The organism is Pseudoroseicyclus sp. H15 (genome assembly GCF_054353345.1).
In genome coordinates this window covers 240,665-265,686 of the sequence record NZ_JBTHJE010000004.1, presented here as the reverse complement: position 1 = coordinate 265,686, position 25,022 = coordinate 240,665, and the positions used below count along the sequence as shown (strand labels likewise).

At 63.6% G+C, this 25,022-nt stretch carries 15 protein-coding genes and 1 pseudogene; 9 read left to right on the top strand and 7 right to left on the bottom strand.

Annotated elements, in window-relative coordinates; translation table 11 throughout:
- Window positions 1–423: 423 nt before the first annotated feature.
- Window positions 424–2,478 (bottom strand): hypothetical protein, encoded by a 2,055-nt coding sequence (locus tag ACXN5S_RS10605; RefSeq protein WP_458605397.1) that lies wholly within the window; start codon window positions 2,476–2,478, stop codon window positions 424–426.
- Window positions 2,479–3,515: 1,037 nt separating this feature from the next.
- Complete coding sequence (locus tag ACXN5S_RS10600; RefSeq protein WP_458605396.1) at window positions 3,516–4,418, bottom strand: AraC family transcriptional regulator; 903 nt, start codon at window positions 4,416–4,418, stop codon at window positions 3,516–3,518.
- Window positions 4,419–4,558: 140 nt separating this feature from the next.
- On the opposite strand from ACXN5S_RS10600, the gene ACXN5S_RS10595 reads away from it, so the two are divergent.
- From ACXN5S_RS10595 to ACXN5S_RS10565, 7 genes are all read left to right on the top strand, one after another.
- On the top strand, window positions 4,559–5,314 hold the full coding sequence (locus ACXN5S_RS10595) for an SDR family NAD(P)-dependent oxidoreductase (protein WP_458605395.1): 756 nt from the start codon (window positions 4,559–4,561) through the stop codon (window positions 5,312–5,314).
- Window positions 5,315–5,508: 194 nt separating this feature from the next.
- Window positions 5,509–6,141 (top strand): tyrosine-type recombinase/integrase, encoded by a 633-nt coding sequence (locus ACXN5S_RS10590; protein ID WP_458605394.1) that lies wholly within the window; start codon window positions 5,509–5,511, stop codon window positions 6,139–6,141.
- 90 nt (window positions 6,142–6,231) lie between these two features.
- Window positions 6,232–6,474 (top strand): hypothetical protein, encoded by a 243-nt coding sequence (locus ACXN5S_RS10585; protein ID WP_458605393.1) that lies wholly within the window; start codon window positions 6,232–6,234, stop codon window positions 6,472–6,474.
- Window positions 6,475–6,523: 49 nt separating this feature from the next.
- Window positions 6,524–7,726, top strand: coding sequence for an SIR2 family NAD-dependent protein deacylase (locus ACXN5S_RS10580; RefSeq protein WP_458605392.1), 1,203 nt, complete (start codon window positions 6,524–6,526; stop codon window positions 7,724–7,726).
- On the top strand, window positions 7,713–9,617 hold the full coding sequence (locus ACXN5S_RS10575) for an ATP-binding protein (protein WP_458605391.1): 1,905 nt from the start codon (window positions 7,713–7,715) through the stop codon (window positions 9,615–9,617). Before ACXN5S_RS10580 ends, ACXN5S_RS10575 begins: the two co-directional genes overlap by 14 nt.
- A gap of 4 nt (window positions 9,618–9,621) precedes the next feature.
- Window positions 9,622–9,840, top strand: a complete 219-nt coding sequence (locus ACXN5S_RS10570; RefSeq protein WP_199252610.1) for a KTSC domain-containing protein — start codon at window positions 9,622–9,624, stop codon at window positions 9,838–9,840.
- Between the two features lies 1 nt (window position 9,841).
- Window positions 9,842–10,879, top strand: a complete 1,038-nt coding sequence (locus ACXN5S_RS10565; protein WP_458605390.1) for a hypothetical protein — start codon at window positions 9,842–9,844, stop codon at window positions 10,877–10,879.
- 1,015 nt (window positions 10,880–11,894) lie between these two features.
- Here ACXN5S_RS10565 and ACXN5S_RS10560 read toward each other — a convergent pair.
- Window positions 11,895–12,767: pseudogene (locus ACXN5S_RS10560) on the bottom strand (LysR substrate-binding domain-containing protein).
- A gap of 30 nt (window positions 12,768–12,797) precedes the next feature.
- On the opposite strand from ACXN5S_RS10560, the gene ACXN5S_RS10555 reads away from it, so the two are divergent.
- A complete protein-coding gene (locus ACXN5S_RS10555) occupies window positions 12,798–13,019 on the top strand; it encodes a hypothetical protein (protein WP_458605389.1) in 222 nt (73 codons plus the stop codon).
- Between the two features lie 426 nt (window positions 13,020–13,445).
- Window positions 13,446–13,778 (top strand): FAD-dependent oxidoreductase, encoded by a 333-nt coding sequence (locus ACXN5S_RS10550; protein ID WP_458605388.1) that lies wholly within the window; start codon window positions 13,446–13,448, stop codon window positions 13,776–13,778.
- A gap of 65 nt (window positions 13,779–13,843) precedes the next feature.
- On the opposite strand, the gene ACXN5S_RS10545 is transcribed toward ACXN5S_RS10550, so the two are convergent.
- The 4 genes from ACXN5S_RS10545 to ACXN5S_RS10530 all read right to left on the bottom strand — a co-directional run bounded on the left by ACXN5S_RS10545 (window position 13,844) and on the right by ACXN5S_RS10530 (window position 24,795).
- Window positions 13,844–15,049: a serine hydrolase domain-containing protein gene (locus ACXN5S_RS10545; RefSeq protein WP_458605387.1), complete on the bottom strand. Its 1,206-nt coding sequence runs from the start codon at window positions 15,047–15,049 to the stop codon at window positions 13,844–13,846.
- 163 nt (window positions 15,050–15,212) lie between these two features.
- Window positions 15,213–16,340, bottom strand: coding sequence for a D-alanyl-D-alanine-carboxypeptidase/endopeptidase AmpH (gene ampH, locus ACXN5S_RS10540; protein WP_458605386.1), 1,128 nt, complete (start codon window positions 16,338–16,340; stop codon window positions 15,213–15,215).
- A gap of 26 nt (window positions 16,341–16,366) precedes the next feature.
- Window positions 16,367–16,909, bottom strand: coding sequence for an invasion associated locus B family protein (locus ACXN5S_RS10535; protein ID WP_458605385.1), 543 nt, complete (start codon window positions 16,907–16,909; stop codon window positions 16,367–16,369).
- A gap of 62 nt (window positions 16,910–16,971) precedes the next feature.
- On the bottom strand, window positions 16,972–24,795 hold the full coding sequence (locus tag ACXN5S_RS10530; protein ID WP_458605384.1) for a hypothetical protein: 7,824 nt from the start codon (window positions 24,793–24,795) through the stop codon (window positions 16,972–16,974).
- Window positions 24,796–25,022: the final 227 nt, after the last annotated feature.

Below are 25,022 nucleotides of genomic sequence, written 5' to 3'. Positions count from 1 at the left end.
CACCTATTCACTCGCTGACGCGCGCAAGGCTCATGAGCGCGCCGCCGCAGGTCACATCCAGGGCAAGATCGTGTTGGCGGTGAATAGGTGGATGTAGATCAGGTCCGATTGGGATCGGCGGGCCGAACGGCTTTCGCCGTCTCAATTGCGAGGGTTCACCGGGACGGTCAGGACGGCCACGGAAATGCGGTGCAATTGTAGGGCGGCGAACGGCAGCTTTGCCGAGCTACGCTGCTGCAATCTTATTCATGGCTAAACGTCGGCTCAGGGCGGGGAGCCGACATTCGCTGCAGGCGCGATAGCGCCTCGAGTTTTCCGTGGAAGCGGACTTTCAGCCTCCCTTTCATTACGGGAGACGGCAGCAGGCCACGCTAAGAGCAACGCAGGAAATGCCTACCGCTTACGTCGTTGGCACGATTTTCTTCATTGGGACTTGTACCGCTCCCGCATTTCCTTGTCGAACTTGACCATGTCGAGGACGTATGAAGAGAAGGCAAGCTCCCGGGATCCGATCGAGTAGCGCCAGGATCGGGCATCAAGCACGGCCAATTGGTCGGAAGCGATAGACTTCGGGCCAAGATATCTAGTGAGATCGGTGGTTTGGAAATCGGGCCCGAGCCAGAATGACAGGCTCTCCTCTTTCGTCCCGTTTCTCGCGGTGATACGTCCGCTCTTCAGCACATTAATCAGTTCGTGTGCTTGCCGTATCGGGTGCCCATTTAGACTTGCGCCGTGGAACACCCGGTTTGCAATAACGATGCCGGTGTGAACCGTACACTTGGAGCTGACTTGCCAACTAAGCCTTTCGAATAGCTGCGACTGGTTCGAAGGGGCTAAGAAGATGTCCCGGCGCTTGTCGAGCTGCTTCGCGGCGCCGCGGATGTGCTCCCAGCTGTTCCGCATCTCATGGACAGACACTGGATGATAAGCGTTCTTGCATTCGAGAAGTATGAGCGCGTCATCGCGTCTTGCGACGATATCGAGTTCCAACTTCTGTCCGGCGATCTTCGCTTTCAAGTCGCTTTCGACCTCGAACCCTGCGGAGCGAAGCGCCCCGGTGACAGAGTGAACCATAAGGTCCTTCGAGCCGATCGCGGTCAACCGGCGGCGGTTGGCGACAATGGTGTTGCGGACGAGGTTGGAGATCGCCACCACATGCGGGGCGATCATATAGAAGTCACCAATGTCTACGAATGGACGATACTGGAGATCGAGATACCCATTTCTAGGACCCATCTTCAAAAGCTCGATAACTTCACGTGCCTTGTCCTCGTTGCCGAGGATGAGCCGCATGTGCTCAACCATCGCATCGTGCGGAATAGCCAAGAGTGTCGACGTTAGGGTCAACTTTTCGCGCTCGACTGGGTCTTGGATGTCTTCTAGTCGACGCTGGTACGCGCAACTTATAAATTTGAAGTAGCGCTGCACCTTGAGAACGTCCAGCGATGAGATTTGGTCTGTGATGGGGAAGACAAGGTCATCGAACTTACCGAAGTGGTCGACGTCCAGTTCCAGGAGCATCTGGATCTCATCTCGAAACAGCTCATCGGTTGCGAAACAGGCATCGAAGACTGCCGGGACTTTAGGCATCATCATGATCAGACGTCTTACGGGATGGTCCTTAATATCAAGAAGATTGTCGAAGCTGCCATTACCAAATCCCGTGTCTATCAGCGTTTGGATCGAGATTGGCTGATCTGCTTCCTGCAGATGGAACTGCCGAATGAAAGCTTGGGTCTGCTGCTGTATGAAGCCAAGGCGCGCTGCACGCTCGACATCCGAATCAATTGAAGAGATCGTGATCTCCCCTCCTTCGCGATCCGCACGGTATGGCAGCCCATCGATGAATTGCTCCGCATCCCTGAATTTCGCAAGCCGAATTGCGGCGACCAACAATCGTTCGTAGACGAGCGCATTCTTTCCTAAGGCATCGGTGTCCACATGCGCGAAGGACATACCATCAACTGGGAACATCGATGCATAGATATGCAATATGAACGATGCTGCTTCCGCGTACTCTTCTGAAGAGTAACGCCTACTATCTAGCGAACTGGCATCGTGGTCGTTAATCCATTCATGATAGAAAAGATAGTTGACCAATACAAAGACGGTCTTCAGCACCGTCGATCGACGCGCCCGCACCGTCGCCTCGATTTGTTCTCTTAGAGTTTGGGCGTTTCCTGCGAGGCACGACAGTGCCTTGACTGACTCTAGGTATGCTATGCGATCTGGCGAAATTCTAAAAACGTCAGGGACCCCGAGTACCGCCTTGGCGACCCTGCCAATCAGGGAACCTCGGTATCCGTATCGCGAGGCACGGAGCACGCCTTCGCGCCGCATACAGGAAATCGCGCAATCTGGGTCGAGAAAGACCATCGCCATAGCGGTCGCTATCGCCTCACTCGGTCGATTTTTAGCTAAGTGCTTAGTGAGCACGAATACATGTGCCTTCACATCCGCCGACAGCGCCTTTGTCACGGGAGGTCTCTCCTCCTTTCGGAGCAAGGACACCATGGACGCTTGTGTCTTGGCAGAGAGTAAGCGGCCGATGAGGTCGGAGACTAACGACGTCTGGATCACATTATGCTCTTTTTGTATTGGGCACCGTCGCAGACAGTATGATGTGTGAGTCTATCGCTCGCTAGACCCGACCGTGTATTTCGCCCAGACAGTCTTCTGAAGGAGCGCCTGCAAACATGTAGTTTTCTGGCAACGTATCGGTAGCTGGTCCACCAGTCGTGGAGCATGACTAAACAGTGCCTTTCAAGGCTGGCGTAGAGTCGTCGAGTGACCGACAGCAAGGAGAAAAGCAAAGATCGCTGTGAAGGTGGTCGAAAGGCAGCAGCGGGCGGCATAGCCAGCTGGTGGGAATTCTACTTACCAAGCCCTTTCGGCGAAAACGTCAAGTTGCAGACGTAGCTTGCGCAGTATCCGATGCCAAAGCTTCCAATCAGTGAGTTGATTTCTGTTCCCATGGCAAGTCCTCCTATAATTGACATCGGCCCAATGCCGAAAGTTCCAAATGCGTAGAGGATGCCGGTCGCCAGAAGCAAAACAGCAATTATCGACTTAAGACTATGACGTTTTCTACACGGCGTTTCCGCCGAAAGAACTTGGGGCACTTATATGAGTTCTAGAATATCGTTTTTCAAGTGCCTTCCTGAATGACCGCTTTGGCAAAGCTGCACTGCGGCGCGTTTTATGCTCAAGTATGTCTGGTCAGGGCCGGCCGCAACGAGCGCGCCCATGCTGCGACGGCGAACGCACCCAGCATCAACGTGGTCGATCTGGGCTCGAAGCGGACTTGCGGCGCCGCAGCGGGTTAGCCACCAGGCTGGCATCAGCGGACGTCGCTCACGGCCCTTAGCCGACATTCATATGAAGAGCGAGCGCCGCGGTGCGGCATCCTGAGAGCGGACTTCCGCGCCCTCGCCTAGCAACGGCCACCCCGCCGAGGGCAGTATTGCGGGACGAAGGTGCCGTTCGCCCCATGCGCAGGCGAGCTTGTCGAGCACTCAGACGACGGCGTTTGCGATGCGGATGTCCCGCCCAGGAGGTGCATGGAAAAAACGGCCGTATTCCCGGGTGAACTGCGTCACGCTCGCGTAGCCGACCGTGTGGGCTGCCTGCGCGATCTTCGCGCCCTCTGCCAGCAGGAGCCGCCTCGCTTCGATCAGGCGAAGCTGCTTCTGGAACTGGAGCGGCGACAAGGTTGTGATGGCGCGGAAGTGCTTGTGGAACGCGGGCTCACTCATTGCGGCCGCCTCGGCGAGTTCCTCGACCCTGATGGGACGGGCATACTCCCGCCGCAGAATATCGACCGCCCGCGCGATCCGTCCCGCGTGGCTGTCCGGCACCCCGAGCGCCGCGATTGCCGGGCCGTGAACCCCCATGAGAAGCCAGTAATGCAGCTCACGTAGCAGGCCGTCGGCAAGCACTGACAGGGCCTCGGGCCGATCCAGCAGCTGCGCAAGGCGAAGGGAGGCGTCGATGACCTCTCTGTCGATCGGCTCCACCCTCACCGGCGGAGCTTCACCCGACCGGGGGGAGACGGCCGGTGGCAACGCACGCAGGATCGCGGGATCGAGTTCGAGTACGAGCGCATAATAGGGTGCTGCGATACTGGCGCGGGTAATCCGGCTGACTGTCGGGACATCCGCCGCGACGACCATAGCCTCCCCCGGTGCGTATTCGAAGCTCGCGCCCAGCGTGGTCACATGCTTTCTCCCCTGCAGCAGCATGGCGATCACGGGCTTCTGGACGGCCACCATGAGCTCTCCCGGGCGCAAGGCGCGCACCACGGACAGGCCGCGGGCCGGAGTCGGCGCTGAACCGTCGGGCCCGGAATTGGCGTCGGCGAACCGGCGGCAATGGGTGAGCAACTGAGCAAGGTGGGAACTGCTTTGGGCAAAGGTCATGCACTATATTATGGCCGGGACCGGCCCTTCCGGGAAGAGGTAAATAGAAACAGGCAAGAGGCGGCGAGGTTCAGGCAACCACGAGCGCCGGCACTCTTCTACTTCAGAGTGACACCATGACACCCTGAAAGGACAGTCTCATGAGCAAGATCGCTCTCGTTACCGGTGCCAATCGCGGCCTCGGTCGCAACACCGCTCTCGCCATCGCCGAAAGAGGCGGCGACGTCATCGTCACCTATCGGTCGAACGTCGAGCAGGCAGAGGAGGTCGTGACCCTTATCCGCGAGATGGGGCGCCGGGCCGTGGCGCTGCCCCTCGACGTTGCCGATACCGCAAGCTTTCCGGCCTTCGCCGAAAGCCTGCGCGCGGAGCTGCGCAACATCTGGGGCCGCGACAGCTTCGATCATCTCGTCAACAATGCCGGGCATGGCGAATTCGCCATGATCGAGGAGACCACCGAAGCGCAGTTCGATGGCCTGTTCGCGGTCCATGTGAAAGGCGTCTTCTTCCTCGCTCAGGCCCTTCTGCCGCTCTTGGCAGACGGCGGGCGGATCGTGAACTTCTCGTCCGGCCTGACGCGAGTCTCCTTCCCCGGCTTCGCGGCCTACTCGGCGGCCAAGGCGGCAGTCGAGATGCTCACGGTCTATATGGCGCGGGAATTCGGTCCGCGGGGCATCGCGGTGAACACGGTTGCGCCAGGCGCCATCGAAACGGATTTCGGTGGCGGGCTGGTTCGCGACAACGCCGAGGTGAACGCTCAGTTCGCGGGAATGACCGCACTCGGCCGCGTCGGGCTGCCGGACGACATCGGTCCGATGATCGCCAGCCTTCTGCGCGACGACAATCGCTGGGTCACCGCACAGCGCCTCGAGGTGTCGGGCGGCCAGTCGATCTGATCATCCTTCATGACGCGCCGGCTCGCTCGGCGCGTCACCTCACAGTCCGATCTGCGGTGCGAGACTGGATTGTGACGGGCCGCAGCTCGTCCGGTTTGGGCTCGAAGCCGACCTTCGCCGCAGATCGGTGCTATGATGGGGCGTCGACTGAGTGTCGAGGATGTGGCGGGGCGCGGTGGATCGGAGGATCCGTTATGTCTAACGCCAACTTACCAGCAATCCGCGCCTGCCGCCCCGCCTGGTACAAAGGGAGGATCGTCGGCCAGAAGCGGCAACTACAACCGAAGCACGTCTGGGCGATCCGAGTCCGCCTCGAGATCGCGGAGCGGACTCGCGAGCTGGCGCTCTTCAACCTCGCCATCGATAGCAAGTTGCGTGGCTGCGACTTGGTGCGCCTCAAGGTCGCTGATGTCTATGCTGCGGGGCAGGTCAAGCACCGCGCCGCGATCGTTCAGAGCAAGACACGGCGGCCGGTTAGCTTCGAGATCACCGAAGGGACCCGGAAAGCAATCGGAGCATGGCTCGAAGCGCCACTGATGGTCGGATCGGAACATCTCTGGCCCGGCCGGTTTCATGAGCGGCGGCACATCTCGACGCGTCAGTATGCTCGCCTCGTCCGAGACTGGGTGACATCCATCGGCCTTGAGGCGAGCGCGTATGGCACCCATTCCATGCGACGCACGAAAGTCGCGCAGATCTACCGGAAAACCGGCAACCTCCGGGCAGTGCAACTCCTGCTAGGCCATACGAAGATGGACAGCACGGTGCGTTACCTTGGCGTCGAACTGGAGGATGCACTCGCGATCGCCGAGGCGGTGGAGGTCTAAGTGAGACGGGCAGGTCGGTCGCGACCGGCCCGGAACTGGCGTTTGATGACCTGGACCGCGAACTCACGTTCGGTCCTAGGCGGCCGTCTCGTGGACGAAGCGACGATCACCTCTTTCGGCCCATTGCCGCCGGTCATCAGTTCGCCAATGCGGCAGCGTGGCATCCCCGAAGCGGCCGTTCACGGCTTAGCGCAGAAAAAATTTGGAACAAGCATCACCGCTGACCACCTCAGCCAGAACATCAACGACGCCCAGGTGCAGCATCATACATTTCATTTGAGAAACCGAAGAACACATGCTTTCTGTCTTAAGGGCGTTGTTATATTCGACTAGGGAAGGCAGGGTGTGATGATTTGGACGAGAACGCCTGCAAGGGGTCAAGATGCATAAACATGATCCAGCTCGTCAAATCAGCTTTGTTCAGCAAGCCCTTTCGCAAAACCGAAAGCCGATCGGATTCTTCCTTGGTGCAGGTTGCCCCCTGTCGATCCGCGTCAACCACCGCGAGGAGAATGGGATAGCCGTTACCGACCCGCTGATCTGGGATGTGGCCGGATTGACGAAGGTTATCGCTCAGACCCTTTCGAGTGGCGACCCTAAAAATCCCACAAGCTGGGACAAAATCGTCCAGATCGTCAAAGAAGATGGTGGTGACAGTGGTAATATTGAGCTGCTGCTCAGCCGCATTCGCGTGTTCGCGAGCGTTGCTGGCAGTGGGAACGTGCGCGGCCTTACACAGGCCGAACTTACAGAGCTTGACACTAAAGTTTGCAGTGTCATCTCGCAAGAGGTAACTCGCTCGCTGCCGACCGAGGACACCCCTTACCACAATCTCGCGATCTGGAGTCGTTCGATCCGCCGCGAGCGTCCAGTGCATCTCTTTACTACCAACTACGATCTACTGATGGAGCAGGCGCTCGAGGAGAGTTCTGCGCCCTATTTCGACGGCTTCATCGGTGCGCGAAAGGCATTCTTCGATTTGGGTGCGGTCGAGGATGAGGGCCTGTTGCCTCCGCGGTGGACCCGGCTCTGGAAGATTCATGGCTCGCTAAACTGGCGGCTTGAGAATGAAACCGACGTTGTTCGAACTCATGAAAAAAACGACAAGCAGAGTTATCTGATCTACCCGTCGCACCTGAAATATGACCAAAGCCGCAAGATGCCCTATCTAGCGATGCTCGACCGCCTGAAAGCTTTCCTGCTCGCTCCATCTTCGCTGCTGTTCATTTGCGGCTATTCCTTCGCTGACGAGCATATCAACGACGTGATCTGCCGCAGCCTTGAAGCCAATCCGACTGCGCACGTTTTTGCCTGTGTTTTCGGCGAGCTTGAGGCAAGTCCCTATAAGCTCGCCCGGCAGTGTGCGATGTCGACCCCTAATCTCAGTCTGCTGGGTTTCGACAAAGCTATCATCGGTCGCACATTGGGCAGTTGGACTGCCGACGGGTCAGATGATCTCTTGCTGCCGCCCACCATTCTCGTGAGAGATGGCGAGAATGTTACCTTGCGGCTCGGAGATTTTGCAGCACTCGGCACTTTGTTGCGTGGCCTCTCCGGTGACGGAATGAGCGATGTTGCGGCCTGATCTCGTCGATCGGGCGACCGTCATCGGAACGGTTCAAGACGTCAGCGGCACGTCGGTCAGCGTGACCTTGACCTCGGACCGCTTCTCAGGCTTGAGCTTTGTCCACGGCCAGGGTCACAAGATCGGCCAGATCGGCAGTTTCGTCAAAATCCCGATCGGTTATGTCGATCTCTACGGGATCGTCTCGCAGGTAGGCGCCAGTGCGGTGCCGGAGAAGGTGGCGATCGCCATGCCCAATGGGCTGCGCTGGATGACGGTCCAGCTGATCGGCGAAGGTTATCGGACTGGTAGATTTCAACGCGGAATTTCGCAATATCCCACTTTCGAGGATGAAGTTCATCTTGTTTCCGAGGCCGACCTCCAAGCCATCTATGGACGATCGGACAAGCAAAACCATCTGGTACGTGTAGGTCATGTGGCGGGAAGTGAATCGATCGACGCGCTGGTCGACGTTAACAAGCTCGTCACCCGCCACAGCGCTGTGGTCGGAACCACCGGCTCAGGCAAGTCGACCACGGTGGCCGGACTGCTTAACGTCCTGTCGGATCAGAGCCGTTTTCCTTCCGCGCGGATCGTCGTCCTCGACCTTCACGGGGAATATGCCAAGGCACTTGGCGACCGCGCGAACATCTTCAAGATCACCCCGGATGCCCGCAGCCTTAACGAGCACCGACTGTGCATACCGTTCTGGGCGCTGAGCTTCGAGGAGCTCATGCGGGTGACTTTCGGAAGCCTTCCGCCTGATGGAAAAGCACGCAACATCATCCTCGAGCAGATCCTCCAGGCCAAGATCGCAAGCCTTTCAGCGCAACCGATCGCCGGTGTCGACCCAGCCAGCATAACCGCCGATAGCCCTGTGCCTTTCTCGCTCAACAAGCTCTGGTATGACCTCTATTGCCGCGAGTTCGGAACCTATTTCAGTGCCGGCGGCGCAAACCCGTCAGATCAGGCGACCTGGGCCTATGAGCTCGACCCTTCGGGCAAGAAGATAGTGGGGGATCCGCATGCAGCGATTCCACCGCGCTTTCGCAAGGTCAAGAATGTCGGCTCTGATCCGGAGAAGATCAATTGGCTCCCGGACGTCCTCAACATTCGGGGGCCGCTTGAGGCGCTCGGCGCCCGGCTTCGCGTCGCGCGCTACGACTTCCTGCTGAAGGCCGGCGATTGGCACCCAGATCTCGATGGTACGACGACCAAGACACTCGCCGATCTGGTCGAGCACTGGCTCGGCAGTGACAAGCCGATCACGATCCTCGATCTATCTGGCATTCCCTCAACGGTAACTAACGACATCATCGGCAACATTTTGCGCGTCCTTTACGATGGTCTTTTCTGGGCGCGCAACCTCTCGGAGGGCGGGCGCGAACGCCCGCTGCTCGTAGTGATGGAAGAAGCGCACAGCTATCTTGGCGACAGTGGAAGCAGCGCCGCCTCGATCGCGACCCAACGCATCGTCAAGGAAGGGCGCAAATATGGGATCGGGGCGATGATCGTCAGCCAGCGCCCGGCCGAGATCAATCCCACGATCCTGTCTCAATGCGGGACCTTTTTTGCCATGCGGTTAAGCAATGCCACCGACCGCTCACATGTGACCAGTGCGCTCTCTGACAATCTCGAAGGTTTAACGAGCATGTTGCCTGTGCTGCGCACCGGCGAGGCTATCATCCTCGGTGAAGCGGTAAGCCTCCCAATGCGGACAATGATCCAGGCGCCGCCTCGCGATCGTCGCCCCGACAGCCAGGATCCACTGATCTGTGACGAAGCTGCGCCCGAGGATTCGATGACACCGGGCGGTTGGAACCTGCAAACGCACTTTGCCGCGGACTATCGCTATTTTGTAGAGACCTGGCTTCAGCAGCACCCACTCACCACCCTGCCTGAGAAGGAATAACTATATGGCCTGGCAAGATTTCGCCCCTTTCACCTCGTCGAACGTCGCTGCAATCCGCTACGACGAAGATCAGCTACTGCTTGAGGTCGAGTTTCTCAACAACACCCGTTATCATTATTATGAGGTGCCGCCGCATATTGCCCTAGCTTTTGATCAGGCCGGATCGAAGGGAACTTTCCTCGCGTCGACCATCAAGGGTCACTATCGTTACAGCCGGGTCTGATATGCCACTTGTCGGCCTCGATCAAAGAAATTCTCGCGTTCAGTTTGGCGCCTTCGAAGTCGAAAACAAGATCCTGTTCGAGTTCTTCAACAAGGTTCCTTCAGCCGACCGAGACGAGCAGCTTCACAAAGCTCTCTACATCGGCGTCTTGGCGCTAATGGAGGACCGGCTCTCGAGCTTCCTTTCGAAAACCGCCAACGAGCTCGGCACCGAGCTCGAAAGTCTGAAGCTCATCTTCGATATGAAGAAGGAGCTTTTCTATCGCTCAGCAGTCAAAGGCGTGCTCGCTGAAACTGAAATCGCCGACTTCCTGTCCGAGTTTTTCGATCGCCAGAAGATCGCTGACCGGATCGAGCTTAGTGGCGATCGTGCCGGTGCGATCCGTCGGAATAAAACCGGCGACATCGTCTGCCATCTGGCCGGTGATAGCGGTAAACGAATCGCGATCGAGTGCAAGTTCGACAAAAGCATTCGCCTTGGTGACATCCAGACCAAGGACATCTTTACGAAGAAAGCAGACACAGCTTGGAGCCAACTCCTCGAAGCGCAGGCGAACCGCGACAGCCAGGTTGGGATCATCGTGTTCGACGCCTCGCTTGTCGACAATAGCATCCGGGTTGTGGTGCAGGATCTGAAATTCCTGCCCGGTATTGGTCTGATCGCGATCATCGATTCCCAAAAGGGTGATTATCGCAACCTCGCGATCGCCTACATGCTCGCGCGCGACATCGCCCTCAACGCAAAGACGCTCGAGCTCGACCCAGATGTCCTCAAGATCATCGTCAATCGGCTGATCAAAGATGCGCGCGAGATGGCGTCGGTGAAGCACCTTGTCACCGCCAACATCGACAATATGAAGCAGATCCTCGCACAAATTGAGAAGGGCGTCCTCCTCGCCGAATTCAATCAGCGCTACCTCATCAAGTTTCTCGCCGAGGGGACACTCACTAAGGAAGATATGTTGGCTTTCTATGCGGGCGAAGAGGTTAAGGAACGCTTCCGCTTGGTCGAACGGGAAATTGGAGATCTTTATTCCTGATCTGAAGAGCTCCCCTTGTTGCAATGCCCTCCTTGGGGGATCCGTTTTGGTGGACAGTCGGGTCAGCGATGCATTGAAGCTGACGTCTGCGCCACGCCGGCACCTCGTTCCTAGCGAGCGTCTATAGGTTGAATTTGGGTATTCAGGTCCCCTTTCTGGCGCAAGCGCACCAGGCGCGGAGGACCTGAACTGGCAATCATATCGTATTTTCTGCCGTGCTCTCAGGGCGGTGAGTTAATGCGCCACGGCTGCTCTAGCCGGATGCTGCGATCGCGCTGCCGCACATACATCGAGCCGCTCTCGGCCCTTCGAGTCGACAAGACAGGTGTCGGTCCTGATAGGTCACTGAATGTCCGCTTGCTGAGAGAGGACGGAGTACATGCACGCTGCAGCGAAAGTCCGCTGTCCGCCCTACCGCGACCTTGGTGTAGAGAGCAGCGAACGACTGCTTCCCGCCCATCCTCGCCGTGCGTTCAGCCCGCAGCGAACGTCGGCTCAGCGCCCCCTTTCAGTCCTGGGATCGCTCCCTCAGTGACTGCTTCCCGCGCAGTCTCGACGATGTTCGCGGGGGAGGCGCAAGAGCGCTGCTGCCCTTAAATGCACTGACTCCGGAGCTTCGCGAAGGAAATTGCTCGATCTATCGGTGGAATAGACAGTGCTTGCCGAGGCTATCTTGCTGAGAAAGCAATCTTCTCTGAGCAGCCATCTTGGCGCTACGCGCCAAGAGACAAGCAATATGCGGTAGCGGAAAGTGTCGCTGCAAGGGGTCAGATGCAACGCTTACGGCACATGCAATGGCGAACGCATCCTGAAGTCGGGACACAAGATCCGTCAGGTCGGATCTGGCGGCTTGCAGAAGCCCACCTGCCGCCGCGGCGCAGCTCGAGATCAGCATCGGGCCTGGAAGGGCAGCAGGGGGAGCTGCGACAGTCTCTCCCGCTCTGTATCCAGATCCGCTGAGCAGCGCACTCGGGACGAGAGGGGTGGCTCTACGATCAAGTGCGCGTCAGGAAGGTTATGAGCGTGCGCAGGCCATCGGGGTCTGGCGGCGGCTAGGATGGTAGAGGAAGAACCCGGCGTAGAGCTTGCTCCAGGGATCGAGGATCCGGACGAGATCGCCCTTTCCGATATGTGCCGCCACCAGCGCTTCGTTGATACAGACAAGGCCGAGGCCGGAGAGCGCGGCGTCCCTCATCAGACCAGTGTCGTTGACCGAAAGCGGCCCCTCAAGGTCGATCTACAAGGGGCCGTCGGGGCCGTCAAAGGGCCAGCGCCAGAGCTGTCGGCTCGTTCCCCAGCGATAGTTTATGCAGCGGTGATGCTTTAGGTCACGCGGCGACTGCGGCGTCCCGTGCGCGGCGAAATAGGCAGGCGTTCCGACGATGGCCGTGCGGAAGGGCGGGCTGAGGCGAACTGCGATCATGTCCTTCTGCAGGAACTCGCCCATCTGGATGCCCGCGTCGAACCCCTTTCCGGTCACGTCGGACAGGGAGTCGTCGACCACCAGGTCGAGATGGACGCCGGAATGGAGCGCCGAGAACTCAGCCAGCCGCGGCATCAGGAGCAGTTCCGCCGCCAGCCTTGGCAGATTGATGCGGATTGTCCCGACTGCATCGCCCCGTCGGGCAAGCGTATCATCCACCGCGTCCTCGAGGCTGGCGACTGCAGGCAGGAGACGGGCGTAGAGCGTCTGCCCCTCATTGCTGGGAGAGACGCTGCGCGTCGTGCGGTTCAGCAACCGCTGGCCCAGCCTCTCCTCCAGCCGCTTGATAGTCCGGCTGAGCGCAGAGGGCGTGACGCCGAGGCGACCTGCCGCTTCGCGAAAATTTCGCGTCTCCATGACCAGCATGAAGGCACGCAGTTCTGCAAAATCTCCGCCGCGGATCATTGCTTCCTCTGACTGGGCAGTGCGACCCTGGTGCAGGATCTGCTGACGGCCCTGCAAGGTCGCACCCTGGTCGGGACGTTGCATGCCACCGGCAGCATCGCGGACTGTGCCGAGGTCGTGGCGCGTGCGGGTGGACGCCGCACCATCGCGGCGACCCTGGCGGCCCCCGAGGGCTTCCGCGACGACGTCACCGTCGGCCAAATCTTCGGCACCGCGCTGAAGGACGATGCCGTGTGTCCTTTCATCTACTAGGACGTCCTGCCCGATGCTCTGGCAGAAGGCCGATACAAGGCCGCGCCGAAACCGCAGATCGTGGGCTACGGGCTGGAGTCGCTGCAGGGCGCGCTGAACCAGCAGAAGGCCGGGGTCTCGGCCGCCAAGATCGTTGTCACGCTCGACTGAGCGTGGCCGCAACGACCAGACCGCGCCGATCATCGCAGGCCACGTCTCGCGCCTTCTCCTGCGTGGAGAAGGTGCTCTCCCGCGCTGCCCCGAACGGAAACGGGCGCCCTTTGCCGGATGCCTCGATCCCGAGACCGTCTAGCCGAAACCGATGAACTCCCGCCCAACGTGGCGCAACGCCTCCTAACATCTCACTCTGCAGAAGGTACCCAACAACCGAACCGTAAGGCGGGTAGCAGATTGAGTAGCAGATCTAACAGCTCGTTTCCCACCGCTTTGATACGCCCATCTCGCTTCCGCGGCCAATGGCCCCCGACCGGACCAGGAGGTCCCCTGCACCCCACGCCGCGCAATTGCGTCGAGATCGCGACCTGGCCGTTCCAGATCCCCCTCGGCGCGCTGATCCCCGAGCGGGTCCAGAACTTCTTGCCCACCTGCAAGAACAGCGGCTCCACCCACATCACAGATGGCTGCTACCGCCTGCAACCGGTCGAGTGGAACATCGGTGAAAGCGTCGGGGCGCTGGCCGCCTATTGCCTCGCCCAAGGCGAAACACCGAAGGCGGTGCACGAGACGCCGCGCATGGAACTCTTCAGCCGCGTCGACTGATGGCGGGGCTCACCCTCTCCGGCCCGACAACGGCCTGCGGAAAGGTCGAGGTGATCCGCGCCTCGCTACTTCGGCGGCGGGTTTTGTGGATGGATTTCTTCCGCGATCAACTGGACCGTTCGGAAAGCGAGGTTCGTGGGGGTTTCTTCCCAGTTGTCGATAGATCCCCGGGTGTAGGTGACCGCCACGGCGATAGTGATCCGGCCGGCGTCCGAGCGTCCGTCAGGCAAATTGCCCACGGACGAAGCATAGCCACCGAACCGCGGCGACTGGAAGATCCAGTCCCCCCGCAGCCTCACGCCCAGACCGTAACTGAAAGCCTCGGTCAGTTCGTGGCAGCGCTGGCATCCGGCCAAGGGGGCGCCGAAGCCGATAAGCACCGGGTCGATCATCTGGGCGCGGGAGTCGGGCGTCAGAAACCCATCGGTGCCGACAATCGCATCGAAGCTCTGCGCCATGTCCGAGATCGTGGTGACCTGGATTGCGCCCGAGGGCATGCTCCAGGACGGATTCCAGTAGGTCGAGTCCTCCCAGATGCCCCGTTCGGCGGTGAAGGCGTGGATCGCGGGCGCCGGGATCTGGGCCGTGTCGAAGCCGAAGGTACCGGTCAGACCCAGCGGGCCAAGGATGTAGTCGTCCATCAGTTCGAACATCGACTGGCCGGTCGCCGCCTCCAGCACCTGGCCAAGGATAACGTAGTCGCTGTGCGAGTAATCCCAGTTGGTGCCGGGTGCGAACATTCTCGGTGTCGACAGGCTGACGGCGATCAGGTCGCCGGGTGTCCATGTCCTGAACGGGTCTTCCAGAAACGGTTCGACGAACGCTTCATCGTTGGCCACGTGATCCGGATAGCCCGCCGTCATGTTGAGCAACATCCGGATCGTCGCCGTGTCGCTGCCCGGCAGGGCTGGCATCCATTTCGAAATGGGTTCGTCCAGATCGACTATACCCTCTTCCGCAAGGAGCAGGGCTATGGCGCCAACATAGGTCAGTGCGACGGCGCCATTCCGGAACCGGCCTTCGGTGGTTGCGGGAACGCCTGTCATGGCGTTGCCCATCACCTCGGTCAGGATCACCTCGCCGTCGATGAGCACTTCCAGTAGGAGTGAGTTCAGGCTGTGCTGCTCAAACTGGCTCTGGGCGATGGCGCGAATGTCTTCTGCCGTGTCGGCCTGGGCTGTAGCCGTGCCGCCGACGGTTGATGCCAGTACGATGCCGCAGGTTGCAACCCGCGTTGCGTGCCGCAGTTTCAGGCTGATTATGTGCCCCATCCGTCTTTTCCCTGTCCTGTTCACGACCGGGTTCTCCCGAGCCCGCGGTGTTCTGCGCCTGTCTTCCGGCAGGTCGATTGACCATGCATTGACGCTCCTCATGGAGGCTCGGCTGGATCTTGCGCCAGACGTCCACATGTCGGCCGTCTGGCAAGAGGCCTAATCACCTTGGTGCCAGCGTAGCCACCAGCTCATTCACCACGTCTGCCATTGCGAGGCTGTCGCTGAAGTTGAACTGATTGATCGCCATGAACACCCCCACGCCCCGATGCGGCGCGAAAGCGAGGTAGCTGAAGACGCCGTTCGTGCCGCCAGCCTTCTGGATGATCAGCGGGGTGTCGCCCTGCTGAACCATGATGACCCAGCCAAGGCCCATTGCATCCATGTGGCCGGATTCGTCGAGGGCGAGAACGGGGCTGAGCCCGTCGCGGAAGAGATGCGCCGATTGGCTGAGCGCGCGCGCCTCTGCCCCCTCTTCGCCGAAGCGATCGAGGTTCCACTCAAGGTAGCGGATCATGTCGTTGGCGGTCGTATAAAGCCCGGAGGCGCCGGCCCGATTGGGGATCGGGTCCCCCGCGTCCATCGGGTTGCCGTCCCAGTCGTAGCCGGCCATGACGTTCTCGCCCGCAGGCCTGTCGTAGCCGGTCGCTGACAGGCCGATGGGTTCGAGCACCGCCTGCTGCAGAACGTCCGGGTAAGGCGCGCCGCCGATGTCAGAGAGCGCCATGCCGAGCACGTCGAAACCGACGTTGGAATAAAGCGCGCCCGACCCCGGGGCGAAGTGGAGCTCGCCGGTCGAGAGGTTCTCCGCAAAGGAGGCGTCGGTGTATTTCTCGACCCCCTCGACGGGCTCCAGCTCCCGGCCCAGGCCACTGGAATGGGTCGCGAGGTCGACCAGGCGGATCGGGCGACCATCGCCCTGCGGCAGTTCAGCGAGGCTCACATGCGGCGCGGCCGGCTCGGTCAGCTGGGCCCGGCCGTCGGCGACCATCTGGGCCAGCGTGAGGCCTGTGAAAGTCTTGGTGAGGGAGCCGACGCCGATCGCCGTGTCGCCGTTGGGCTCCAAGCCCGAGCCCTTCGCGACCTCGCCGAAGCCGAAGACGGCACTCTCGCCGTCGCGGATGCCGGCGATCACCAGGCCGGTAATGTCGGAATCCAGAAAGAAGATCTCTCCCGCGAAGGAGAGCGCGTCTTCGAGCAGCGCATCGTCGGCATGAAGCGGCGAGGTGAGCGTGACGGCCAGAGCGCCAGCGAGAGAGAGCCGGGAGAGGCTGAAGATATCGTGTCGCAAGGTGGTGTCCCTTTCGTGGTCAAACGTCAATTGAGGAGGTGGTCTGTGCGGGCGAGTGCGCTGGCCAGGCCTGCGAGCGAGACCGTGAGGGTCAGCTCCTCGCCAGCGAATACCCGGGTTGCGAGAGTCAGGGTCTCGCCGCTCATCATGGCCTCAACCTCGTCGCCGCCGAGGTCGAGCGGGATAAGGCAGCCCGAGCCGAGACAGGTAGAGAAGGCCAGCGGGGCGCCGAAGTCGGCGCCGTCGATCTGCGCCCCGACACCATGCGCGAGGTCGAGGCCGAAAGGCAGCGCCACAACCCCGCCGAGACTTTCTGCGAGCGGGACGAGTTCGACCATCAGGATACGCTGCCCGTCGCTGTCGACCTGTTCCTGGCTGAGAACGCAGAACCGCTGGATGTCCGCCTCGCCCTGGCGCAGATCGCAGCTGACGAGCCAGTCCCCATGGGTCTCGCTCAATGAGGATGCTCCGCCCGGGAACCCGGTGGACTGGGCGAGCGCCCCCGTGCCGGCGCCCATGCCGATCGGCAGGGCCGCAACCAGGGCGGCGGAGAGCTTTCGCCTGTTCATCCTGTTTGGTCCGTCATGGTTGAACTCCAGAGTTGTGTTGTCGTGCCGCCGGCACAGCCCGGTCAGAAGCGGATCGAGACCAGCGCCGAGGCGCTGACATCCTGGTAATCGTCGTTCGCGAAGGCATCGACGGCGAGGCCCAGCGTCGTGCGCTCGTTCAGCTCCAGATCGACCGAGACGCCGACATCGGCGAAGACGCGGGTCATATCGTCGGTCAATGTGAACGAGGGGCCGGTGCCGTTCTGGCCCGCGTAGCGAACCTCCGCCGTCATCGCCTCGTCGCCGAAGACGGCAAGGGCCCCGGCCCGCAGCGTCACCTCCCCCTGTGTCTCGCCGAGGGCGACGTGGAAGCCGCCCTTGATGAAGGGGTTGATTTGCAGCGTGGTCGAAGAGACCCCGCCCACATCGAAGCCGTAATCGCCGGCGCCCTCTTCCGTGTAGCCCGACTGCGAGAGGTGCTGGATGCCGATGTCGAAGGTCGGCGTCACCCATGCTCCGGGCGTGATATCGAACCGCGTGCCGGCGCGCATATGGCCCGCCAGCCATTGCCGGTCGGTCTCGGCCGAGACGCCGGTATGGCCGCCGGGGATGGCGGCGCGACGGCTGAGCTCGGCCGTCTCGAAGCCGCCCGAAAGCGAGAAGCTGAGCGCCGTCGTGTCGAACTCACGCGCGGCGGCGACACCGCCGGAGAAGCGGACGCCCTCGCTGCTGAAACCGGCGCCGTCCGTCGAGGTGAGCTCGCCCGCCGCGGCGGCGGCAAGCGTCCAGCCTGCCGCCATGTCCATCTCGAGCCCGCCGGAGAGCCCCCAGGATTGCGCATCATAGCCCCAGAGCGTGCCGCTGCCCTCCTGGCGGCCGGTCTGGCCGGACAGGCGCAGCCAGCGGCAGCTTAGGTCGCTCTGGGCCGAGGGAGTGCCAGCCTGCAGGTCCGGGCAGCTCATGAGGCTGTCGGAGAAGCGGAAGGCGGCAATGTCGGTCGCGGCGACCCCGGCGAAGGGATTCCCCGGCAGCATCTCGCGATAGCGCTCGGCGAGGGCCGCCTCTGTGGGCGCTTCGAGCACGTCGAAGGCCAGCCCATCGATAAAGGCCAGGTCGTCGCCACCCGCCGCGAGAGACGTCCGCCGCTCTTCGATCAGCTCAATCAGGTAGCGCGAGAAGCGCAGCTCATCGCCCTGCAGTTCACGGTCAACCGGCAGGTAATCGACCTGATAATCGAGCCGGATCAGATCGTCGGGCCCGGCCACCGGCTGGTAGACGGTCGTGTAGTCGACGGCCGCGGTGTCGACCGGGTCGATATTCTGCTCGGCGCCTAGGATGATCTGAACGGATTGCTCTTCGCCCTGCAGAGGGATCAGACCCACCGGACGCATCTGAAGCACGCCGCCGAGCTTGGTGACCCCGTCAATCTCTATGATGTCGGCCTCGCCGGCGCCGAGCGACGCATCGATGATGAGCCGGGCGTCCGCGGTCTGCGTGACGTCACCGGTGATGCGGATGCGATCAAGGCTGCCTCTCTCGCCCATCTCGACAACACCATGGTTGACGAGATGCCCCTCCGCGCCGAGCGCCAGGAGATCGCCGGCCACCAGCGTGCCGGTGTTGATGAACTCGATCGACTCCCGCGCCCCGCTTTCCTGCGAGATGCGGCCCTGCATAAGGCCAGTGTTGGTGACCCTGAGCCCGGCCTCGCCATCCGTGCGGATGGCATAGCCCTCGCCAGAGGGCAGCAGGTTCGAGACGATGCCGTGGTTGACGATGGTATTGGGCTCGTTGCCCTTCTGGCCGCCGCCGCCCATGATCATGATGGTCTCTTCGGAGCCCAGCGTGGCGATCACCGCCTCTTCGTCCACCTCGATGGCCACGGTGCCGAGGTCGTCCGGGCGGTCGCCTTCGTCGTCCTCCTCACCTGCCCCCTCGTCAGTCTCTTCGACCAGATCATCATCGATATCGTGCTTCGAATAGGCCAGGGCGAGGATGGCGCGCGACCTCTCGCCCGTGGTGGTGATCGTTCCGGCCGTTATCGTCACATCGCCGTTTTCTCCTTCGGAGCCCATCTGAGACTGGGCGACGATGCCGTGCGATCTGTCGCCGGTCGTCGTGATTGTGCCGCCGACAGAGCTGATGATCACGTCGCCGGAGGAGCCCACATCGCCGCGGCTGGAGGCGAATTGGACGTGGCGCTCAACATCGACCTCCTTCTCGTCATCGGCATCATCGTCGTCGCTCGCCAGGCCGCCGCTGCCGCCAATCGATTGCGCGATGATCCCATGCGCGAGGTTGCCGGTGGTCGAGATGCCGCCTGAGACGTCGATCGTAATGTCGCCCCCATCGCCGCCAGCGCCCGGGAGATAGTCGCCGAATAGCAGATCGGTGCGGTGGATCGTGTCGTGGTCCTCATAGGCGAACCCCCAGACATTGCCGACGTCGCCAGCCGTTCCGCCGCCACCGCCGACCGATTGGGCCAAGATGCCCGCGCTGCCGAGCCCGGTGGTGACGATCGTGCCGGCGCTGGAAATATCGATGGCGCCGCCATGGCCGCCGCCCGAGCCCTGACCGCCGACGTTGATGAGGCCGACCGCTGCGTTCACCCCCTGCCCGCCGGTGCCGCCACCGCCGCCGATCGACTGCGTGTAGATCGCATGCGCCTGGTCTCCGGAGGTCACGATCGTGCCGTCGTTCGTCACGGTGACCGGCCCGCCGTCTCCGGCTGCGCCGGCGACGCCGCCCACGCCGATCTCCAACTCGTGGGCCAGAGACGGAAGCTCGGCAAAGGGCACGTCGACATCGACGTCGATGCCCTCGGCAATCGCCGTGATGGCGTAGCCATCCTGCAGTATTTTTCCGACGTCACTGAAAATGTCCTGGCCCTCGAAGAGCTCGGGCTCGTATTCGCCGCTGCCGCCATGGCCGCCGCCACCGCCGATAGACGTGGCGTGAATGCCGACGCCCTGGCTGCCGGTCGTATGGATCGTGCCGGCGTTACCTATGCGGACCGACGCGCCATTGCCTGCCGCGCCGCCAGCGCCGCCGACATTGACGGTGACGTCGTATTCAATCTCGAACTCGTAGGTCCCGCTGACGATCTCCTTGGTCGACTGAATATCGCAGGCCAGGGAAGAGCCGATGCCGGTGATGACGCCGGCGAGTTTGCAGGGCGACGGGAAGGCGAAGGTCGTGGCCCCGGCTCCGCCCGCCCGGCCGCCGCCGCCGCCAACCGATTGCGCGGTAAGCGCAAAGCCGTTGGCGCCATGCGTGATGACCGTCCCGGTATTGTCGATCTGGACGGCATCACCGTCTCCGCCGGCGCCACCGGCGCCGCCCACATTGACGCTGGCGCTGAAGGAGACCTCAGTCGATTCCTCCTCGCCAGAGCCTCCTCCCTCGTCAGAGCCCCCGTCCTTCTTCTTCCCGTATTTGAGGATGTCCGCGAGGTTGAACGTGACGTTGAAGGCGTTGCCGCCACTGCCGCCGCCTCCACCGATGGACTGGGCATCGATGCCATGAGAGTCGTTGCCGCGCGCAACCAGGTCGCCGCTGTTGCTGACCGTCACCGCGTCGGCGTGGCCACCCGTGCCGCCCTGGCCGCCGATATCGACCTGCGCGTCGAGCGAACTGCCAGCCTGAAGGCCGCCCCGCAGCGTGAAGACGGAGCCGCCGACCCCGCCATTGCCACCGATGGACTGGGCGAGAATGCCATCCGACTGCGCGCTGTTGGTGCCGATTGAGCCGGCGTTCGACACCGTTACCGGCCCGGCAATGGCGCCAGAGCCACCTGCACCGCCGACGGCCACGCCGATCTCGGCGCTCGCCTCGGGAGAGAAATTGAGCTCGCCGGCATAGACAGCACCGCCCGCCCCGCCGTTGCCGCCGATGGACTGAGCGAAGATGCCGCGCGAGCCCACATCGTTGGTGGTGATGGTGCCGCCTGCGAGGCTGCTGACCTCGACCGCGCCGGCCGTCGCGCCCTCACCACCTGCGCCGCCGACATTGACGGCAATCGACCCTGACACTGGCACGTCCGGAATGCCAATCGTGATGCTGCCCTGGAACACCGTTCCGCCCGTGCCGCCGGACCCGCCCTGGCTCAGGGCGTGAAGCCCCGGAGAATGTACGCCCATGGTGGATATCGCGCCGCCGGTTTTCACCGAGACATCGCCGCCGGTGCCGCCCGAGCCACCCGTGCCGCCGACCGTGATGGGGACGGCCGCGATGGTGATGGCCTCGGCCGCGCCGGTCACCTGCGCGGTGCCGCCGGACCCGCCGACGCTTCTAGCGAGGATGGCGCCCGCATTATGCTCAAGCGTCGTCACCGCCGCGGTGTTTTCAAGGGTCACGTCGCCAGCCGTTCCGCCCTTCCCGCCGGACCCGCCGACGGTCACCGAAATCGACCCGAGCGTAATCGCGTCGCCGGTGGCCGTGAGGCCAGAATCGCCGCCGCCACCGCCGATAGACTCGACGGTGATCGCGGTGCTGTTCTCGCCTTCCGTGGAGATGACGCCCGCTGTCTGGGCGCTGACGGCCCCGGCCGCACCGCCCGCGCCGCCATTGCCCCCGACGCCGATACGCACATCGGCCCCGGTCAGCGCCGTGCCCGAGAGCGTCGCTCCGCCGGAGCCGCCGCCAGAGGAGATGCTGCGGGCCGTGACCGCATCGGCGTTTTCGCCGGCGGTGGAGATGGTTCCGCCGGTGGAGAGCGAGACCGCGGCGCCGTGGCCCGAGGCACCGCCATTTCCGCCGACGGTCACGTCGACGCTGCCCATGTCGAAGGCACCGGCTTGAACGGTCACGCCCCCGTCGCCACCGCCGCCGCCGATAGACGCGGCACGTACGGCGCCGGCATGATCTCCCAGCGTCGTGACAAGGCCGCCCACCGTGGCATCGACCGGGGCGCCGTGCCCGCCTGCCCCGCCGGACCCGCCTATCGAAACGCCGACTTCGACACCGGAGGCGGCGTTCGCGTTCACGACGACCCCGCCCGATCCGCCGCCACCGCCGACGCTGCTGGCGACCACCCCATCGGAATGGTCCCCAATGGTGCTGACCGCACCCGTGGCCATGAGAGAGACAGCGCCGCCAGCGCCGCCGCCACCGCCCGCGCCGCCGACCGCGACGCCGACATTGACGAGGGCTTCTGTGGCGGCGTTGACCGTCAGGCCGGCGTTGCCGCCGCCGCCGCCGACGGAGACGGCGCTGACGCCGACAGCGCTCTCGCCCGACGTTGAGACCTGCGCGGCTGTCGTGACCGCTGCGGTGCCGCCGTCGCCGCCAGCGGCACCATTGCCGCCGATGCCCACCGAAACGTTCACGAGATCGACCGCCGTCACAGCGACGGCCGCACCGCCCCGGCCACCGCCGCCACCGACCGACGAGACATCAATGCCCGAGGCCCGCGCGCCAGCCGTCGTGATGGTGGGGGCCGCCTCGCCTTCGGCATAGCTCACCGCCCCGCCATGGCCACCGGCAGAGCCCTGCCCGCCCTGGGCGAGGCCGAAGAGCGTGCCGCCGGTCGTGGCCTGCGCCCCGTTTCCGCCGCCCCCGCCGATGGATTGCACGAGGATGGCAGACGCATCCGCGCCCCTCGTGGTCACGTTGTGCTGGTTCGTCACATCCACCGCGCCGCCGTTGCCGCCCGCCGCGCCGTTGCCGCCGATGGTCACGCCGACGCCGGCGCTCAGCTGCGCCGAGCCGCCGCCACCGCCGATGGATTGCGCGTTGAGGCCAACGGCCAGGCGGCCTCCGGTCTCGATATCGATGGCACTTATGACGCTGACCTGCCCGCCAGAGCCGCCAGAGCCGCCCGTGGCACCCAGCGCCACGATGCCGGAAGCCGCCCCGCCAGAGCCGCCGCCTCCCCCGATGGATTGCGCAGACACACCCTGCGCCATGTCGCCAGACGTCCGAATGAGGCCGTCCCAGGCGGAGACCGTCACCTGGCCGCCATCGCCTCCGGCACTTCCGTTGCCGCCGAGGGCGCCGATCCCCGAGGCGCTCGAGGCTGTGCCGCCGCCCCCGCCGATCGACTGGGCGTTGATGCCATAGGAGGCAAGCCCGGTCGTCTCGATCTGGTTTTCACCCGCAGCAACAATGACGTTGACCTTCCCGCCGTCGCCCGCGCTCTGCGAACCGGCGCCATAGGTGGCGATCCCCGTGGCCCCTCCGGCACTCCCGGAGAAGCCGCCGATCGACTGAGCGAGGATCGCCGTGGAATCCGGGCCGCCGGTGACGATTGTGCCGGAGGCCTCGACGCTCGCGCCCCCGCCGGGGCCGCTGCCGGCGCCCGCCCCGCCAGTGCCCGCCCCGATCACTGCATTGGCATTGCCGCCGGCACCGCCGGCGCCGCCAAGGCTGCGCGCCACCAGCCCGTACGAGAAGCCACCGGTCGTGTGGAGCTCACCGGTGAACTCGATGCTTGCCTGGCCGGCGGAGCCGCCCTGCCCGCCCGCGCCCGCGGCTGCGTCGCCGATGGCACTGGCCCTTGCGTCGCCGCCCCGACCGCCGGTGCCGGCCGAGCTGAGCGCCTCGATCCCCATCGCGGCATCGGCCGTGACGGTGACGCCCAGAGCCTCCACGCGGGCGTCGCCGGAATTACCGCCCAGACCGCCACTCCCGGCCCGCGACACGCCGGCGTCGAGCGTCGAGTTGGCGTTTCCGCCCCGCCCGCCGTCGCCGCCAGACGACCAGCTCTGCAGCGCCGCGCGCCCGTTCAGACCGTTCCGCACGATGGTGCCGCCGTCGACGCTCAGCGTCGCAGCCCCGCCGTCGCCACCGGCCCCGCCAGCGGCGCCGAGCGCTTGTCCGACGCCGAAATCGCCCTGCCCGCCATCGCCGCCCTGACCGCCGAGTGAGCGAGCGCCGAGGGCGACGGCCATGCCGGCGGTCGTGAGGCTGACGTCCGTCGCCTCCAGCGTAGCCGGCCCGCCGGAGCCGCCTGTCCCGCCCACGCCGCCGACGCCGCCCAGGGTGCCGCTGGTCCCGGTGGTATTGCCCCGGCCGCCGGCGCCGCCGGCTCCACCCTCCGAGAGCGACAGGGCCGCGACGGCCCCCAGACCCTGCGTGGTGCGCGAGCCGTAGATCGTCGACTGGGTCAGCGTGAGCTCCGCGCCTCCCGCGCTGGCACCGTGCCCGCCCTGACCGCCGCGCGCATAGCCCGTGAGCGCGCTTGCAGCCCCGCCCGCGCCGCCAGCCCCGCCGAGCGACCTGGCCACAACGATCGGCGCCGGAACGTCGCTGCGCCCGCCGTTCACGCGGACCTGACCGATGGACAGGCTCGCCTGCCCCGCAACGCCACCACTGCCCCCGGATCCGCCCGCCGCGCCGGCGCCGTTGATGACCGCGCCGCTTCCGCCAGCTCTTCCTTCACCGCCGTTCGACTGCGAGAGCAAAGCGATGCCACCACCTTGCGAGAACTCCGCCACACCGGATTCGAAGCTCAGCCGCGCATCCATCGCAGCGCCGCCGCTCCCGCCATCGCCTCCATTGCGTGTGTCGAACTCGCTGGTTTCCGCGACCCCGGCGAAGCCTCCGTTTCCGCCGCTGCTGACAGCCGAGGCCAGGCCAGCGATGTTTCCCCCCGTCACCGTCGCCTGCCTCACGACGAGCTCTGCAGGGCCCCCGGCGCCACCATGACCGCCGTTGCCGGCGTCAGCCCCGCCTGAATTCCCTCCCCTCGCCGTCCCGCCGATACCGCCGGAGCCGCCCCTGCTGAGGACGTTCAGAACGGTGCTGTCCGCATTGCTCGGCGGCCCCGAAAAGGTGCCGTTCCGGATGGTGAGGTGGGCCGCGCCGCCTGCCCCCCCGGCGCCGCCGTTGCCGCCCTGTGCGCGGCCAAGCACGGAGGAGCCGGCTCCGCCCCCGCCGCCCATGCCGCCGATACTCGTTACGGTCACGGCATTGAGGCCACCGCGAACGGTTCCTGCAGCTATGTCGGCAGACGCCGCCGGCGCTGCCCCGCCAACCCCGCCGCTCTCGCCTCTCGGGGCGCCGTCAGCACCGTGACGGCCTGTTCGGGCCTCGGCCTCGACATAGAATGCGCGCGCGGGAGGCGTGGGCGCTTCGACGACAATCGAGGGTGTAAGGTCGACGGTCAGCGAGAGCGGCCCAGACGTGCCGAACA

Bases quoted from the DNA above. Each gene is read 5' to 3' on its own strand.
- ACXN5S_RS10600 (WP_458605396.1), bottom strand. From the start codon at position 4,418: ATGACCTTTGCCCAAAGCAGTTCCCACCTTGCTCAGTTGCTCACCCAT.
- ACXN5S_RS10575 (WP_458605391.1), top strand. From the start codon at position 7,713: ATGTTGCGGCCTGATCTCGTCGATCGGGCGACCGTCATCGGAACGGTT.
- ACXN5S_RS10595 (WP_458605395.1), top strand. From the start codon at position 4,559: ATGAGCAAGATCGCTCTCGTTACCGGTGCCAATCGCGGCCTCGGTCGC.
- ACXN5S_RS10580 (WP_458605392.1), top strand. From the start codon at position 6,524: ATGCATAAACATGATCCAGCTCGTCAAATCAGCTTTGTTCAGCAAGCC.
- ACXN5S_RS10570 (WP_199252610.1), top strand. From the start codon at position 9,622: ATGGCCTGGCAAGATTTCGCCCCTTTCACCTCGTCGAACGTCGCTGCA.
- ACXN5S_RS10590 (WP_458605394.1), top strand. From the start codon at position 5,509: ATGTCTAACGCCAACTTACCAGCAATCCGCGCCTGCCGCCCCGCCTGG.
- ACXN5S_RS10535 (WP_458605385.1), bottom strand. From the start codon at position 16,909: ATGAACAGGCGAAAGCTCTCCGCCGCCCTGGTTGCGGCCCTGCCGATC.
- ACXN5S_RS10545 (WP_458605387.1), bottom strand. From the start codon at position 15,049: ATGGGGCACATAATCAGCCTGAAACTGCGGCACGCAACGCGGGTTGCA.
- ACXN5S_RS10565 (WP_458605390.1), top strand. From the start codon at position 9,842: ATGCCACTTGTCGGCCTCGATCAAAGAAATTCTCGCGTTCAGTTTGGC.